At 48.1% G+C, this 12,843-nt stretch carries 13 protein-coding genes; 10 read left to right on the top strand and 3 right to left on the bottom strand.

What is annotated here, in order from left to right; genetic code table 11:
• Positions 1–32: 32 nt before the first annotated feature.
• From fadI to VR7878_RS10695, 3 genes are all read left to right on the top strand, one after another.
• Positions 33–1,343 carry an acetyl-CoA C-acyltransferase FadI gene (gene fadI, locus VR7878_RS10705; RefSeq protein ID WP_077336032.1) on the top strand — a complete coding sequence of 437 codons (1,311 nt, stop codon included), beginning with the start codon at positions 33–35 and terminating at the stop codon, positions 1,341–1,343.
• The gene (fadJ, locus tag VR7878_RS10700; protein WP_077336030.1) at positions 1,336–3,468 is read left to right on the top strand and encodes a fatty acid oxidation complex subunit alpha FadJ; all 2,133 of its coding nucleotides are present in this window, start codon (positions 1,336–1,338) and stop codon (positions 3,466–3,468) included. The genes fadI and fadJ overlap by 8 nt, the downstream gene beginning before the upstream one ends.
• Before the next feature lie 148 nt (positions 3,469–3,616).
• Positions 3,617–4,165 (top strand): NAD(P)H nitroreductase, encoded by a 549-nt coding sequence (locus VR7878_RS10695; protein ID WP_077336028.1) that lies wholly within the window; start codon positions 3,617–3,619, stop codon positions 4,163–4,165.
• Between the two features lie 95 nt (positions 4,166–4,260).
• Here the strand turns inward: VR7878_RS10695 and VR7878_RS10690 are convergent, their stop codons facing one another.
• Positions 4,261–5,136 carry a LysR family transcriptional regulator gene (locus VR7878_RS10690; protein WP_077336026.1) on the bottom strand — a complete coding sequence of 292 codons (876 nt, stop codon included), beginning with the start codon at positions 5,134–5,136 and terminating at the stop codon, positions 4,261–4,263.
• Positions 5,137–5,523: 387 nt separating this feature from the next.
• Here VR7878_RS10690 and VR7878_RS10685 point away from each other — a divergent pair, with 387 nt between their 5' ends.
• From VR7878_RS10685 to recR, 5 genes are all read left to right on the top strand, one after another.
• A complete protein-coding gene (locus tag VR7878_RS10685) occupies positions 5,524–6,630 on the top strand; it encodes a response regulator (RefSeq protein WP_077336024.1) in 1,107 nt (368 codons plus the stop codon).
• A 245-nt stretch (positions 6,631–6,875) separates the two neighbouring features.
• On the top strand, positions 6,876–7,421 hold the full coding sequence (gene apt, locus VR7878_RS10680) for an adenine phosphoribosyltransferase (RefSeq protein WP_077336095.1): 546 nt from the start codon (positions 6,876–6,878) through the stop codon (positions 7,419–7,421).
• A gap of 66 nt (positions 7,422–7,487) precedes the next feature.
• A complete protein-coding gene (gene dnaX / locus VR7878_RS10675) occupies positions 7,488–9,599 on the top strand; it encodes a DNA polymerase III subunit gamma/tau (RefSeq protein ID WP_077336022.1) in 2,112 nt (703 codons plus the stop codon).
• A gap of 138 nt (positions 9,600–9,737) precedes the next feature.
• Positions 9,738–10,070: a YbaB/EbfC family nucleoid-associated protein gene (locus VR7878_RS10670; RefSeq protein WP_077336020.1), complete on the top strand. Its 333-nt coding sequence runs from the start codon at positions 9,738–9,740 to the stop codon at positions 10,068–10,070.
• A gap of 14 nt (positions 10,071–10,084) precedes the next feature.
• Positions 10,085–10,687, top strand: a complete 603-nt coding sequence (gene recR / locus VR7878_RS10665) for a recombination mediator RecR (protein ID WP_077336018.1) — start codon at positions 10,085–10,087, stop codon at positions 10,685–10,687.
• A 70-nt stretch (positions 10,688–10,757) separates the two neighbouring features.
• On the opposite strand, the gene VR7878_RS10660 is transcribed toward recR, so the two are convergent.
• Positions 10,758–11,030 (bottom strand): YkgJ family cysteine cluster protein, encoded by a 273-nt coding sequence (locus VR7878_RS10660; protein WP_077336016.1) that lies wholly within the window; start codon positions 11,028–11,030, stop codon positions 10,758–10,760.
• A 143-nt stretch (positions 11,031–11,173) separates the two neighbouring features.
• On the opposite strand from VR7878_RS10660, the gene VR7878_RS10655 reads away from it, so the two are divergent.
• The gene (locus VR7878_RS10655) at positions 11,174–11,620 is read left to right on the top strand and encodes a YcgN family cysteine cluster protein (RefSeq protein ID WP_077336014.1); all 447 of its coding nucleotides are present in this window, start codon (positions 11,174–11,176) and stop codon (positions 11,618–11,620) included.
• On the opposite strand, the gene rrtA is transcribed toward VR7878_RS10655, so the two are convergent.
• Entirely contained in the window at positions 11,596–12,186 is a 591-nt protein-coding gene (rrtA, locus tag VR7878_RS10650) for a rhombosortase (RefSeq protein WP_077336012.1), read from the bottom strand. The two genes, VR7878_RS10655 and rrtA, sit on opposite strands and share 25 nt — an antisense overlap.
• Between rrtA and VR7878_RS10645 the strand changes: the two genes are divergently transcribed.
• Positions 12,148–12,747 carry a tRNA-uridine aminocarboxypropyltransferase gene (locus VR7878_RS10645; protein ID WP_077336010.1) on the top strand — a complete coding sequence of 200 codons (600 nt, stop codon included), beginning with the start codon at positions 12,148–12,150 and terminating at the stop codon, positions 12,745–12,747. The two genes, rrtA and VR7878_RS10645, sit on opposite strands and share 39 nt — an antisense overlap.
• Positions 12,748–12,843: the final 96 nt, after the last annotated feature.

The raw sequence follows: 12,843 nt of genomic DNA, 5'->3' as shown, positions 1-12,843 counted from the left end.
CAGGTCAGACCTCTACTCTAGAAGGACATCATATGGCGACAAAATTATGTCGGACACACGCAGGGGAGAGGGTCGCGATAGTGAGCGGTATTCGCACCCCTTTTGCCCGTCAGTGGACCGAGTACCGTCAGGTCACCGCGATTGAGTTAGGTACCATGGTGGTGAATGAGTTACTACAACGCACAGGGATTGATAAGCAATTAATCGATCAAGTGGTATTCGGGCAAGTGATTCAAATGCCGGAAGCCCCCAATATTGCCCGGGAGATTGTACTGAATGCAGGGCTGGATGTTCATACCGATGCCTACAGCGTAACACGAGCCTGCGCGACAAGCTTACAAGCCTTGACCGCAGCATCAGAAAGTATTCTGTGCGGTAACACGGATATTGCCATTGTCGGTGGTGCAGATTCTTCGTCTGTCCTGCCCATCGGTGTATCTAAAACATTGGCGTCTGCTTTACTGGCCAGCTCGAAAGCGAAAACCGTGACGAAAAAGATTCAGGCCTTTAAGCGCATAAAATTCCGTGATTTATTACCGGTTCCTCCTGCAATTGCCGAATATTCTACCGGTTTGTCGATGGGGGATACGGCTGAGCAAATGGCGAAGACCTATCAAATCAGCCGGGAGGATCAGGATGAACTGGCTTTCCAGTCGCATCAGAAAGCAGCCGCAGCGTGGGCATCAGGTAAATTGGACGCTGAAGTGATGACCGCATACCCCAAACCTTATCGCGAAGTGCTGGCTCAGGATAATAACTTACGGGCGGATACCTCCCGTGATGCATACAGCAAATTGCGGCCTGCGTTCGATCGTCGCTTCGGGACGGTTACCGCAGCCAACAGCACACCCTTAACCGATGGTGCCGCAGCGATGTTGATTATGCGTGAGCAGCGTGCGAAAGAGTTAGGGTTACCAATCTTAGGGTATTTACGTTCTTATGCTTATCAAGCCATTGCAGTCAAACAGGATATGTTGATGGGACCGGCACACGCGACACCACTCGCCTTAGAACGGGCAGGGCTGACACTAGCGGACATGTCACTCGTTGAAATGCATGAAGCGTTTGCATCGCAGGTTCTGGCGAACCTGAAAATGTTTGCCAGCCCCGGTTTTGCCAAGCAGATTGGTCGCAGCCAACCTCTCGGTGAGGTTGATATGACACGGTTTAATGTCTCCGGTGGTTCAATTGCGTATGGTCATCCGTTTGCGGCAACGGGAGCCAGACTGGTCACACAATTATTGCATGAGCTGAATCGTAGAAATGGCGGTTTTGGGTTGGTGACGGCGTGCGCTGCCGGTGGTTTGGGGTCAGCACTGGTACTGGAGGTTGATCATGACTGAGTTGCATCATTCTGAGCAGGGCAGTTTTCATCTGACGATTGAAGACAATCTCGCTTGGCTGGCGCTGGACGTGCCAGAAGAAAGCATGAATACACTGAAAGCATCATTTAGTGATGAAATTGAAGCAATTCTTACTGATTTGTCGCAATCGGAGCAGCGGGTGAAAGGCTTGGTGATTTATTCCCGCAAACCGGATAACTTTATTGCCGGTGCCGATATCACGATGTTCGAGCAGTGCCAATCGGCCGAGGATGCTGCCAAGCTGGCGAAAATGGGCCAAGATATTTTTCACAAAATAGAAGCCTTGCCGTTTCCGGTGGTTGCTGCGATTCATGGCGCCTGTCTGGGCGGCGGGCTTGAGCTGGCGTTAGCCTGTGATTATCGCGTGTGTAGTGATGACCCCGCGACGGCATTGGGTTTACCGGAAGTTCAGCTCGGCTTGTTACCCGGTTCTGGCGGCACACAACGACTCCCGCGTTTGATTGGGTTACTGCCTGCACTTGATCTGATTCTGACGGGCAAAAAAGTCCGGAGTAAAAAAGCATTGAAACTGGGTCTGGTTAACGCTTGTGTGGCAAAAGACGGGCTCTTGAATGCTGCGCGGATGATCATCGAAAAACCGACTGACTTTAAGATTCGCTCAAGCTGGAAAAAGCGGCTGACGACTGCTGTGCTGAAGCTAAAAGCGATCCGTCATTGGGTGATCGAACAGGCTCGTAAGAAAGCGCAGGCAAAGGCGAAGCATCATTACCCGGCGATTGACGCAATTTTGGACGTGATTCAACAAGGATTTGATGCCGGTATCAGCGTCGGGCTGAGCAAAGAATCTCAAGCATTTGGCCGCTTAGCGATGACCAGCGAATCTCAGGCATTACGATCGATTTTCCTCGCTACAACGGCGCTCAAACGGGAAATGAAAGCGGATGAGCGGGTAAAGGCGGTTCAGCATGTTTCGATTTTAGGCGGTGGGCTAATGGGCGCCGGTATCGGCTATGTTACGGTTGATAAGGCCAAAAAGCGGATCAGAATCAAGGATGTCAGTCATCAGGGCGTGCTGCATGCGTTTCAGTATATTTATCAACGTCTGAATAAAAAATGTCAGCGAAAGTATATCGCTGAAGCGGATGTCCGGGCTGCAATGGCGACCGTGTCCGGCGGGATTGATTTTTCCGGCTTTGGTGAAACCGATGTGGTGATTGAAGCGGTGTTTGAAGATTTACAACTCAAGCAAGAGATGGTGGCATCGGTTGAATCGCATACCGGGGAGCACACGATTTTTGCATCAAATACATCTTCTCTGCCGATTCATGCGATTGCGGCTCATGCCTCGCGGCCGGAAAATATCGTCGGGTTACACTATTTTAGTCCGGTCGAGAAAATGCCTCTGGTCGAAGTGATTCCTCATCAGGGGACGGCACCCGAAACAGTTGCGACGATTGTCCGGCTTGCCTACCGACAGGGGAAAACCCCCATCATTGTTCAGGATAGTGCCGGGTTTTATGTCAACCGTATTCTCGCGCTTTATATTAATGGTGCGGTGCAATGTTTGCTTGATGGTGAACCGATAGAGAAAATTGATCAGGCATTGGTTGATTTCGGTTTTCCGGTCGGTCCGATGACGTTGCTTGATGAAGTCGGGTTTGATGTGGCCTTTAAGATTTCACCGATTCTCGTACAAGAACTTGGTGAGCGCTTCCTCACGCCTTCAGCGTTGGAGACGCTCATCAGTGACGGAAGAAAAGGGCGTAAATCCGGATTGGGATTTTATCGATATAAAGGCAAGAAAAAACAGCCGGATCAATCGATTTACCGTCAGCTAAAAATTCGGGAACAAGCTTCGCTCAGTCATCACGATATTGCATTGCGCTGTGTACTGCCACTGTTGAATGAAGCGGTCATGTGTCTTGATCAAGCGGTGATTCGTAATGCGCGTGACGGGGATATCGGTGCCATTTTCGGAATCGGCTTTCCACCGTTTTTAGGCGGGCCTTTCCGTTATATGGATCAAGTCGGGTTACAGCAGATAGTCGGACAAATGCAGACTCTGGCCGGGGATCTCTGTCAGCCATGTCCGGCGTTAATGGCTCGTCTGGAAAATCAGCAGTCGTTTTATGCTGAGAAGTAGCGGTGTTATCAGCATGGTATGCAATGATGTGTCTGATCTCAGTCAATCGGCGCATTGTCAGATGTTGCGTCAGTAAGAGCGTTGGAGAGTCGATAAAGCTAGTGTATGCTAATCCGGACTGTCAAACTATGGGGAGTAAGGACGAAAAATGGATGCACTAGAGTTATTACTGAATCGCCGCTCGGTTGCGAAATTAGGTGCACCGGCACCCGAAGGCAAAGCATTGGAAAATATTATTCAGGCCGGGCTTCGGGCGCCTGATCACGGCGGATTAACACCTTGGCGTTTTGTGATTGCTCAAGAGCAAGGGTTAAAAAAATTATCCGATATTTTAGTGCAAGCAGTGATGGCAGATAATGGCGACGAAGCGCAGCTTGAAAAAGTCAAAAATGCGCCTTTCCGGGCTCCAATGGTGATAACGGTCATTGCCAAAGTCACACCGCATGAGAAAGTACCGGCGCTGGAGCAGCACTTATCGGCCGGATGTGCCGTTCAGGCGATGCAAATGGCAGCACAGGCTCAGGGATTTCAGGGGATGTGGCGCTCCGGTAAATGGATGTTTCATCCATCCGTTCATCAGGCTTTTGGTTTGGAAGGTGATGATGAGATCGTGGGTTTTCTCTACTTAGGAACACCGCTCCTTGAACCAATGAAAGTCCCTGACAGAAATTTGTCCCGTTTTGTTGAATACTTATAACATTCGTCTAACCACGATGAATTGACGAGCGTGAATCATCCTGATGATGTTGAGTCGGGGTGATTCACTGATGTCTGAATCGATCAGATACAATTCTAATCCATATGATATGACATGATGAAATCAATAAAGAGTCTGACCTTTTCAGGCAGATGATCTTTGTGATTGTAAAGCATATAGATATCTCTGGAGTTGGCGCTCCAGTCTTCCAGAATCTGAACCAATTCACCTGTCTCCAGATATTCTTTGATCATGACGTCCGGCATAAGCGTAATGCCCAATCCCTCAGAGCAGGCCATACGAACCATGTCCAGTGTATTTGCCTGAAAACGTCCCCGCTCATTGTTGGTCACGTGTTCGCCTTTGCTATTCGATAGCTGCCATTTGAGCAGCGGGTTGCCTTTAAGCAGCGAATGGTGGGTGAGTTCTTCTGCGTGATGCGGTGCCGGGTTTTTCGCAAGATAAGCCGGGCTGGCGATAAGAATATCTTTGACTTCATTAATTTTGCGGGCGATGAGTGAGGAATCACGTTGCGGTCCTACCCGAAAAATGACATCCCATTCAGTGGGATCAAGCTGATCAGCATGGTTACTGGTGGTAAGCTCAAGGTTGATTTCCGGGAAGCTACGCATGAAAGCCGTAAACATCGGCATCATCATTCGTTTGGTCAGATTCGAAGGGGCAGAAATTCTTATCTTGCCTGACGCGCCCCGACATTCATCACTGATTTCTTCTGCTGCCAGTGACAAGCGTTGTAATAGTGGAGAACACTCTTTGAAGAAACGCTCACCCGCTTCAGTCAGCGATAATTTGCGGGCATGGCGGTTGAGTAGTCTTAAATTCAGCGAATCTTCAAGTGCCTGAATGCGACGGGTAATGGTAGCCACCGGTATCAGGGTTCTCCGAGATGTCGCTGTGTAACTTCCATTCTCGACTACTAAGCGGAACAGATTTAAGTCATCTAATTTCATAGTTTCCTGACATAACGGTTAATTAACGGGTTTCACCTATATACACGGAACTGAATTGTCAAAGTTTGAGGCATATCAACATGTTTATCGAAAACTCATTTTCCAAACATAGTGTATATCCGTAAGAATGACAGTGAAACATAGAATTTGAAGCTCATTTTTGCGTTTAAAAATAATATTGTTGTGGTGCATAACTATTTGAACCGGTGTTTTAATGTATAGTATAAGATGCAAAGCGAAAGTGAAACGTTTGTACTAATAGCCCGAAGAGGCTACTTTTAGTAAAAGCTATTATAATTCTCAATAATAAATTCGTGATGAGGTGTTTGACCGAGCGAAGCTTTTGAACTCACTTTCTCCACATTTTGCGTTTGTGAGGCAGCTAGTATGTTTAAACCCGAATTTCCTGACTCAGAGACATGTTCTGGGCAAACACCGTTAAGTAATAAAGCGATCCTCATTGTTGATGACGACCCTGTGTTCCGGCGGATTGCCAGCGGCTATCTCCAGTCTCAAGGATGTACCGTTCATGAAGCTGAAGATGGTTTGGTCGGGTTAAGACAGTTGAGAGAGCAATGTCCTGATCTGGTGATCTGTGATATTTCGATGCCGGTTTTGAACGGGTTGGAATTTGTTGAAGAAGTGAGTCTGGCCTATCCCTGTTTACCAATGATTGTTATCTCAGCAACCGATGAAATGTCCGATGTTGCACGTGCATTGAAACACGGTATTAAAGATTTCCTTTCTAAACCGATCAATGATTATTCTCATTTAGGGCAAGCGATTGCCAACGCCTTGAGTGACACACATAGTCATGTTTCAGATCAACGTGATTTTTCCAGTCAGTGGTTTCAAGTCGAAGATGGTGGGGATATTCCGGAAGAACAAGAATTATATTGGCATCTGGAGTATTTACAGCAGAATTTGAGTGCCGCCCGGGAGCTGCTCAATGCACTATTGCCGGAAAACGATACCAGTCAAGGCATATGGCGATGTAGTTATCGTTTACTTCAGTCTGCCGAAACCATGCCTTTAGTATTCGATTATGCCTGGCTCATGAATGGTCAATATGCGTTCTATATTGTCGATTCAGGGTCTCAGTCGTGTGATGGCATTGCGACGACGTTATTGATCCGTGCTTTGTTCCATGATTATCTGCGAGGCCTGAAATCGATGGGCGCAGATTTGAAAGATCTCGCTGATATTTTAGAGAAGGGTATCAACTGTACTGAGTGCGCCTGTTCGATTTCAGCCATGATTGGGATTGCAGATCTCAGTGATGGAACCTTATCGGTTTTGCCAGCGGGCATGGATTGTTTCTGGAATAACGGCCAAAATAGTCAGCATATTGCCGGTGGTGTTTCTTTGGGCGACAACTGCCGGAAAAATTTCATCACACAGAATTTACCATTGCGCGAGAGTTCGGAGATCTCAGTCAGCCGTCTTGGAGTGAGTTCATTCTCACTGAATATCAGCCAGAAAACCGAATCATAAACAACATTAATTTTGTTTCTCATCATTGCATGATGCACTTTTCGCTGCATTCCGGTTGAAGACCCTGTTGCGAAGTTCGAAGAAAATCACTAGCATGAGCGGGAAGTGTGCCCACCCTTCGAGTGGGCGTTTGTTTTTTAGGCACCACCCATTTTGAGGTGGTATGCTTGTTTTTTACTGAAACCGTGCGAACTTCAATCAACAAGTCAGTTTGAGGCGGGCATCCAGACAAATAGACATAGATGATGACTACAGACACAATTTCACTGATTAAATCCAGCATTCAAAGTATCCCTGATTATCCGAAACCGGGCATTCTGTTTCGTGATGTTACCAGCCTGATGGAAGATGCGCAGGCATATCGGGCCACAATCCAACTGCTGGTTGAACAATATAAAGGCATGGGATTTACCAAAGTGGTCGGAACGGAAGCCCGGGGATTTCTCTTTGGTGCACCGTTGGCGATTGAGCTGGGAATCGGATTTGTGCCGGTTCGTAAACCGGGAAAACTCCCGAGAAAGACGCTTGCCGAGTCTTATGAGCTGGAATATGGTATGGATACGCTGGAGATTCATGTCGATGCGATTCAGAACAATGATAAAGTATTGATTATTGATGACTTACTGGCTACCGGTGGCACGATTGAAGCAACAACAAAACTGATTCGACAATTGGGCGGTAAAGCTGAACATGCTGGCTTCGTGATTAATTTGCCGGAATTGGGCGGAGACAAACGTTTAAAAGCATTGGGCTTAGAGGTTTTCAGTATTTGTGATTTCGAAGGTCACTGAGGTTGGCGATCATTCATGATCAGCAGAGATTGAAATGATGAACAGAAAGTGTAAACGGAATAATCGATGAGTTATCTAGCATTAGCAAGAAAGTGGCGACCAACGCAGTTTTCTGAAGTTGTCGGACAGGCACATGTACTGACAGCTCTGGAAAATGCATTGGCGCAGAATCGACTGCACCATGCCTATCTTTTCAGCGGTACGCGCGGGGTAGGTAAAACGACTATCGGGCGGTTATTTGCTAAAGGGCTGAATTGTGAAACTGGCATTACCGCACATCCTTGCGGGCAGTGTGCCGCGTGTCAGGAAATCGAACAGGGGCGTTTTGTCGATTTACTTGAAATTGATGCAGCGTCACGTACTAAAGTCGAAGATACCCGAGAATTGCTGGATAATGTCCAATATAAGCCGGCGAGAGGTCGGTTTAAGGTCTATCTCATCGATGAAGTTCACATGCTGTCTCGTCACAGCTTTAATGCATTGCTGAAAACGCTGGAAGAGCCCCCAGAATATGTCAAATTCTTACTGGCAACGACAGATCCTCAGAAATTACCCGTGACCATTCTGTCCCGCTGTTTACAGTTCCATCTCAAGCCGATTGGCATTGATCATATTGAGCAGCAACTCGCGTTCGTTCTCAATGAGGAACAGGTGACTGCCGAGCCCCGGGCTTTAGGGATGATCGCTCATGCAGCCGATGGCAGTATGAGAGATGCGTTGAGTTTGACGGATCAGGCGATTGCGCTTGGGGATGGAACGATTGAGGCGAATCTGGTTTCTCACATGTTGGGAACCATCGATACGGATCAAGCGCTCCATCTCTTACAGGCCTTAAGTCATAAGCAGCCTCAAACCGTGATGGCCTACGTTGATCAGATTGCAGCGAATGGCATTGCATGGGATGCGTTGCTGCAATCGCTTGCGACGCAGATCCATCGAATTGCGATGTATCAAATGCTGCCTTCAACGTTAGATAAATTGCAGCCGGATGCCGACAAAATTAAGCAACTGGCGCAAGACCTCAGTGCTGAAGATGTCCAGCTGTTTTATCAGATTGCCTTGAAAGGCCGGGAGGATTTGCCGCTCTCACCGACACCCCGCATCGGCCTGGAGATGGTACTGCTGCGTATGTTGGCCTTTCGTCCGGTTGCCGTGTCACCGATTCATGGTATCAGTACCGAGGTTAGTTCTGATGTTGCGACACAACAACCGGCAATCATGGCGAATGCTCCGACGGAATCAACGATAGCGCCTGCTACATCAGTGTCGCCTCAGGATCAGCCGGAATTTCAACAGACACAGTCGGAATCTCAACCTGAGACGTCTGAAATTATTCATACATCACCAGAGTCAGCGACTCATCCCAATCATGTTTCTCAGCCAGCCGCTGAAACCCAGTCTGCGGCTCCGGCCGATAGCGAAGTGCCAGCAGCTCCGCCGACAGCGCATGACACCCCATCTTCACCTCGCGTTGGTCTGAGACATCAGCTGCGTTCTCAGCGTCAGTCTGTTCAGTCGGGTGCATCGAACAAAGGTACATCAACAAAAAAGTCTGAAACGGCATCAACTCAGTCAGATTCGGTTTTTGATCGGCTGATGCAAAAGCGGAATGATGATCTTCTGATGCCGTCGGTCGTTGATTCTCAGTTGGATGCCGAGGATACAGACGGGCCTTATCAATGGCGTCCGACAATAGAAATGCCGGAAAAACCGGTTGATAAGTCTGTGACTCCGGCAGCGCTAAAAAAAGCGTTGGCACATGAAAAAACACCGGAAATGACAGCCAGACTGGCCGATGAAGTGATTCAAGAAGATGAGTGGGCTGCGATCATACCGCAGTTGAATCTGCCGAAGCTTATCGAGCAGCTAGCCTTGAATGCTTCCTATCAACTGGACGGGAATACGGTTCACTTATCGTTGCGCGAACATCAGGCTCATTTGAATACCGATAAAGCACAAGCTATTTTGAAAGAAGCATTAGAATACGTACTGGGAATGACTTGCGCATTAGAGATCCGGATTGGAGACGATGGGGTGACACCGTTGGAACGTCGGGAGCTGCGTTATCAAGCGAAACTGGAGCAGGCGTTTGCCAGTTTGCATGAAGACTCCAATGTTCAATTCATTCAGCAACGTTTTCAGGCGCAGTTAGATCAAGAAAGTGTCCGCCCAGTGTAAACCGTTGAATTTTTATCCTTTGTTGACGTAAAAATGAGCGTCAAAATCGGGTGTAAACCGTGGGCCGAAGAATGGGGTTGAATTTCCGATAGGGAACCCCCACAGTATGTGTAATATATCAATGACAGAGAGATAAACATGTTTGGTGGTAAAGGCGGAATGGGCAACCTGATGAAGCAAGCCCAGCAAATGCAAGAGCGTATGCAGAAGCTTCAAGAAGAAATTGCAAATATGGAAGTCACCGGTGAAGCGGGTGCAGGTCTGGTGAAAGTCACTATGACTGGCAGCCACAGTGTTCGTCGTGTCGAAATTGATCAAAGTCTGATGGAAGACGATAAAGAAATGGTTGAAGATTTGGTCGCAGCCGCTTTTAATGACGCTGCCCGCCGTGTTGAAGAAACTCAAAAAGAGAAAATGTCATCTGTGACGGGTGGAATGCAACTTCCTCCCGGTATGAAGATGCCATTTTAATGGTTTAGTCATACATGCGTACCAGTCAAATGCTGGAACATCTGATGGAAGCCTTGCGTTGTCTGCCCGGGGTCGGCCCCAAATCAGCACAGCGCATGGCTTTTCATTTGTTACAGCGTGATCGTCAGGGGGGGCTCCGTTTAGCGGATGCGTTGAGTCAGGCAATGACAGAAATTGGTCATTGTCAGTCATGCCGGACATTTACTGAAGAAGATGTTTGCCATATTTGCAAAAATCCCAAACGACAGGAAAATGGTCAGCTTTGTGTGGTTGAAAGCCCCGCGGATATTGCAGCCGTTGAAGCAACGGGGCAATTTTCAGGTCGTTACTTTGTTCTGATGGGACATTTATCTCCCTTGGATGGGATTGGCCCTGCTGATATCGGTTTGGATCTGCTCGACTTTCGCTTGCAGCAAGGTGATATTACCGAAGTCATTCTGGCAACTAATCCGACCGTTGAAGGTGAGGCAACGGCACACTACATTGCCGATTTGTGTCAGGCACATCAGGTTTCAGCGAGTCGTATCGCACATGGTGTACCGGTCGGTGGCGAGCTGGAACTGGTTGACGGGACGACGCTGTCTCACTCGATTATGGGACGCCAGCGATTCTCCTGATCTTATCTCATGTTTGAATGCGGATAGCTCTGCATTCAAACGCTCTCTTTATTCATTCTTATCGTGTGATTCAATGTGACCGTTTTGCTGGTGAATACGTGGTGTTTTCCAGCTCAGAAATAATGGTCAGCGCCTCTTGATTATCGGCGCCACAGATGGCCACATCACTTTTGAAATCACTGCATACTTGCGGGCGGCTATCTGAGCCGAACAGTTTACAGAGATTATTGTCATCTAATTGAACACAGCGAACACCGGCAGGTTTGCCGTCCGGCATTCCCGGAATCGGGGAAGAAATACTTGGTGCGATACAGCAGGCGCCACAGCCTAAGCGACATTCCATAAATCCTCTGAGAGACATCATTTTATTGTTCAAAACAATGGATCATAACAGACTGAATACCGATTAACAGGCGTTTATACTTGAACTCTGTGTTGAGGGCAGGTATAAACCGTATCCAGATCCATAACCACAGAAGTACAAGTATGACTATTCCATTCTGGCAAACCAAATCATTAGATGAGATGAGCGAAAGCGAGTGGGAATCGCTGTGTGACGGCTGTGGCAAATGTTGCTTGCATAAGCTGATGGATGAAGATACCGAAGCCGTATACTACACCAATGTCGCATGTAGCTGGCTGAACAGTAAAACGTGTGCCTGTAAGGATTACCCTAATCGTTTTCAATCCGGTGAAGAGTGCCTCAAACTGACTCGCGAGAATATCGACGAGTTTCACTGGTTACCGGAAACCTGCGCTTATCGCTTATTGGCTCAGCAGCAACCACTCCCCGAATGGCATCCGTTAATCACAGGCTCTAAATCAGCCATGCACGCTGCCGGAGAGAGTGTCCGCAACAAAGTGGTGTATGAGATTGATGTGGTTGACTGGGAGGAGCATATTTTGAATTATCCGACAGAATCCAACCAATAAGTCTTGATTTGTTCACCGAACCCAAGGAGTAATCCTCCTGCCAGACCGAGCAAATGCGCTTGAATGGCAACCGGCGCTTCAATGAGCGCCTGAGTTGCCTCGGAAGCGCCGAAACATTGCTCCCAGAGCACTTTGCCACACACTCCCGCAACGAGTAGCCAACTGCTCTTTCTGCCTTGTAAGGCTTCCCCCAGTGCGAAGCTGGCAAACAGGCCATGTAATATACCGGACAGTCCGACATAGAAATAAAGGTTGCTCCAGAAAAGCCCGATGCCAATCAACAGACTCAATAGCAGTAGCTGTTGCCAGAGCGCACGGGCTGCGGGGCGAAAAATCAAGGTAATTAGCCAGAGTGCAATTAGATTCATCGCCAGGTGGACTGTATTGGTATGGGTGAAGTTTCCTGTTACGATCCGCCACCATTGACCTTGTGTGATAGCATGTCTGTCCCAGACCAGAACACCCGCGAGCGGAGAGAATTGAGCGAAGATACACATGAAACTGATCAGACTAAGAGTGAGATAAAGATGGGATCGCGTTATTGTATTCAATGTCAAAAAGCGCATAAGGCCTGTCTGTGCTCCACGGTTGTCCCGTTGTCATCAGTGATTGAGCTTATCATTCTTCAGCACCCGACAGAAGTGCGTAAACCGACTGGGACGGCAAGTATTCTGACGTTATCATTAGGCAGCGCTATCTGTATGGTCGGAGAAAACTTCACGGAACATGAAGGATTGAATGGCTTATTGAGTGAAACGGATGTCACCCATTTTGTATTGTTCCCCGGTGACGGCTCTACGTGTGTCAGTGAGATCCTGCCGCCTTCACCGTCACAGCGCTATCGCGTTATTCTGCTCGACGGAACATGGAAGAAAGCGTATAAAATGTGGCAATTATCGACAAATCTGCATGATCTTCCCAGACTGCACTTACCTGAATCTCTTCAGAGTTGCTATCGGATACGCAAAGCCCCACGAGACAACTGCCTCTCAACCGTTGAAGCCGGATATCACCTGTTGTCGAGCTGGCAACCGCAGCAGGACTTCAGCCCGCTACTCCAGAGCTTCGAACAGATGATTCAGTTCCAGCTCGCACAGATGCCCCCTGACGTCAGGCAGCGGTATTAACTTTTTGCAGGACACACGGGACACACAAAGACAGCCGCGGACGTACGGAAGATAAAGCAGAAGATAAAGGACACACACTGTTCTCAGTAATCAATT

The sequence above is a fragment of the Vibrio ruber DSM 16370 genome, assembly GCF_900163965.1.
Lineage (GTDB): Bacteria > Pseudomonadota > Gammaproteobacteria > Enterobacterales > Vibrionaceae > Vibrio > Vibrio ruber.
The sequence above is the reverse complement of the archived record's forward strand: the minus strand, read 5'-3'. Positions and strand labels throughout refer to the sequence as shown.

Coding starts and splice junctions, on each gene's coding strand:
- fadI (WP_077336032.1), top strand. CDS start 33: ATGGCGACAAAATTATGTCGGACACACGCAGGGGAGAGGGTCGCGATA.
- fadJ (WP_077336030.1), top strand. CDS start 1,336: ATGACTGAGTTGCATCATTCTGAGCAGGGCAGTTTTCATCTGACGATT.
- VR7878_RS10695 (WP_077336028.1), top strand. CDS start 3,617: ATGGATGCACTAGAGTTATTACTGAATCGCCGCTCGGTTGCGAAATTA.
- VR7878_RS10690 (WP_077336026.1), bottom strand. CDS start 5,136: ATGAAATTAGATGACTTAAATCTGTTCCGCTTAGTAGTCGAGAATGGA.
- VR7878_RS10685 (WP_077336024.1), top strand. CDS start 5,524: ATGTTTAAACCCGAATTTCCTGACTCAGAGACATGTTCTGGGCAAACA.
- apt (WP_077336095.1), top strand. CDS start 6,876: ATGACTACAGACACAATTTCACTGATTAAATCCAGCATTCAAAGTATC.
- dnaX (WP_077336022.1), top strand. CDS start 7,488: ATGAGTTATCTAGCATTAGCAAGAAAGTGGCGACCAACGCAGTTTTCT.
- VR7878_RS10670 (WP_077336020.1), top strand. CDS start 9,738: ATGTTTGGTGGTAAAGGCGGAATGGGCAACCTGATGAAGCAAGCCCAG.
- recR (WP_077336018.1), top strand. CDS start 10,085: ATGCGTACCAGTCAAATGCTGGAACATCTGATGGAAGCCTTGCGTTGT.
- VR7878_RS10660 (WP_077336016.1), bottom strand. CDS start 11,030: ATGGAATGTCGCTTAGGCTGTGGCGCCTGCTGTATCGCACCAAGTATT.
- VR7878_RS10655 (WP_077336014.1), top strand. CDS start 11,174: ATGACTATTCCATTCTGGCAAACCAAATCATTAGATGAGATGAGCGAA.
- VR7878_RS10645 (WP_077336010.1), top strand. CDS start 12,148: ATGGGATCGCGTTATTGTATTCAATGTCAAAAAGCGCATAAGGCCTGT.
- rrtA (WP_077336012.1), bottom strand. CDS start 12,186: ATGCGCTTTTTGACATTGAATACAATAACGCGATCCCATCTTTATCTC.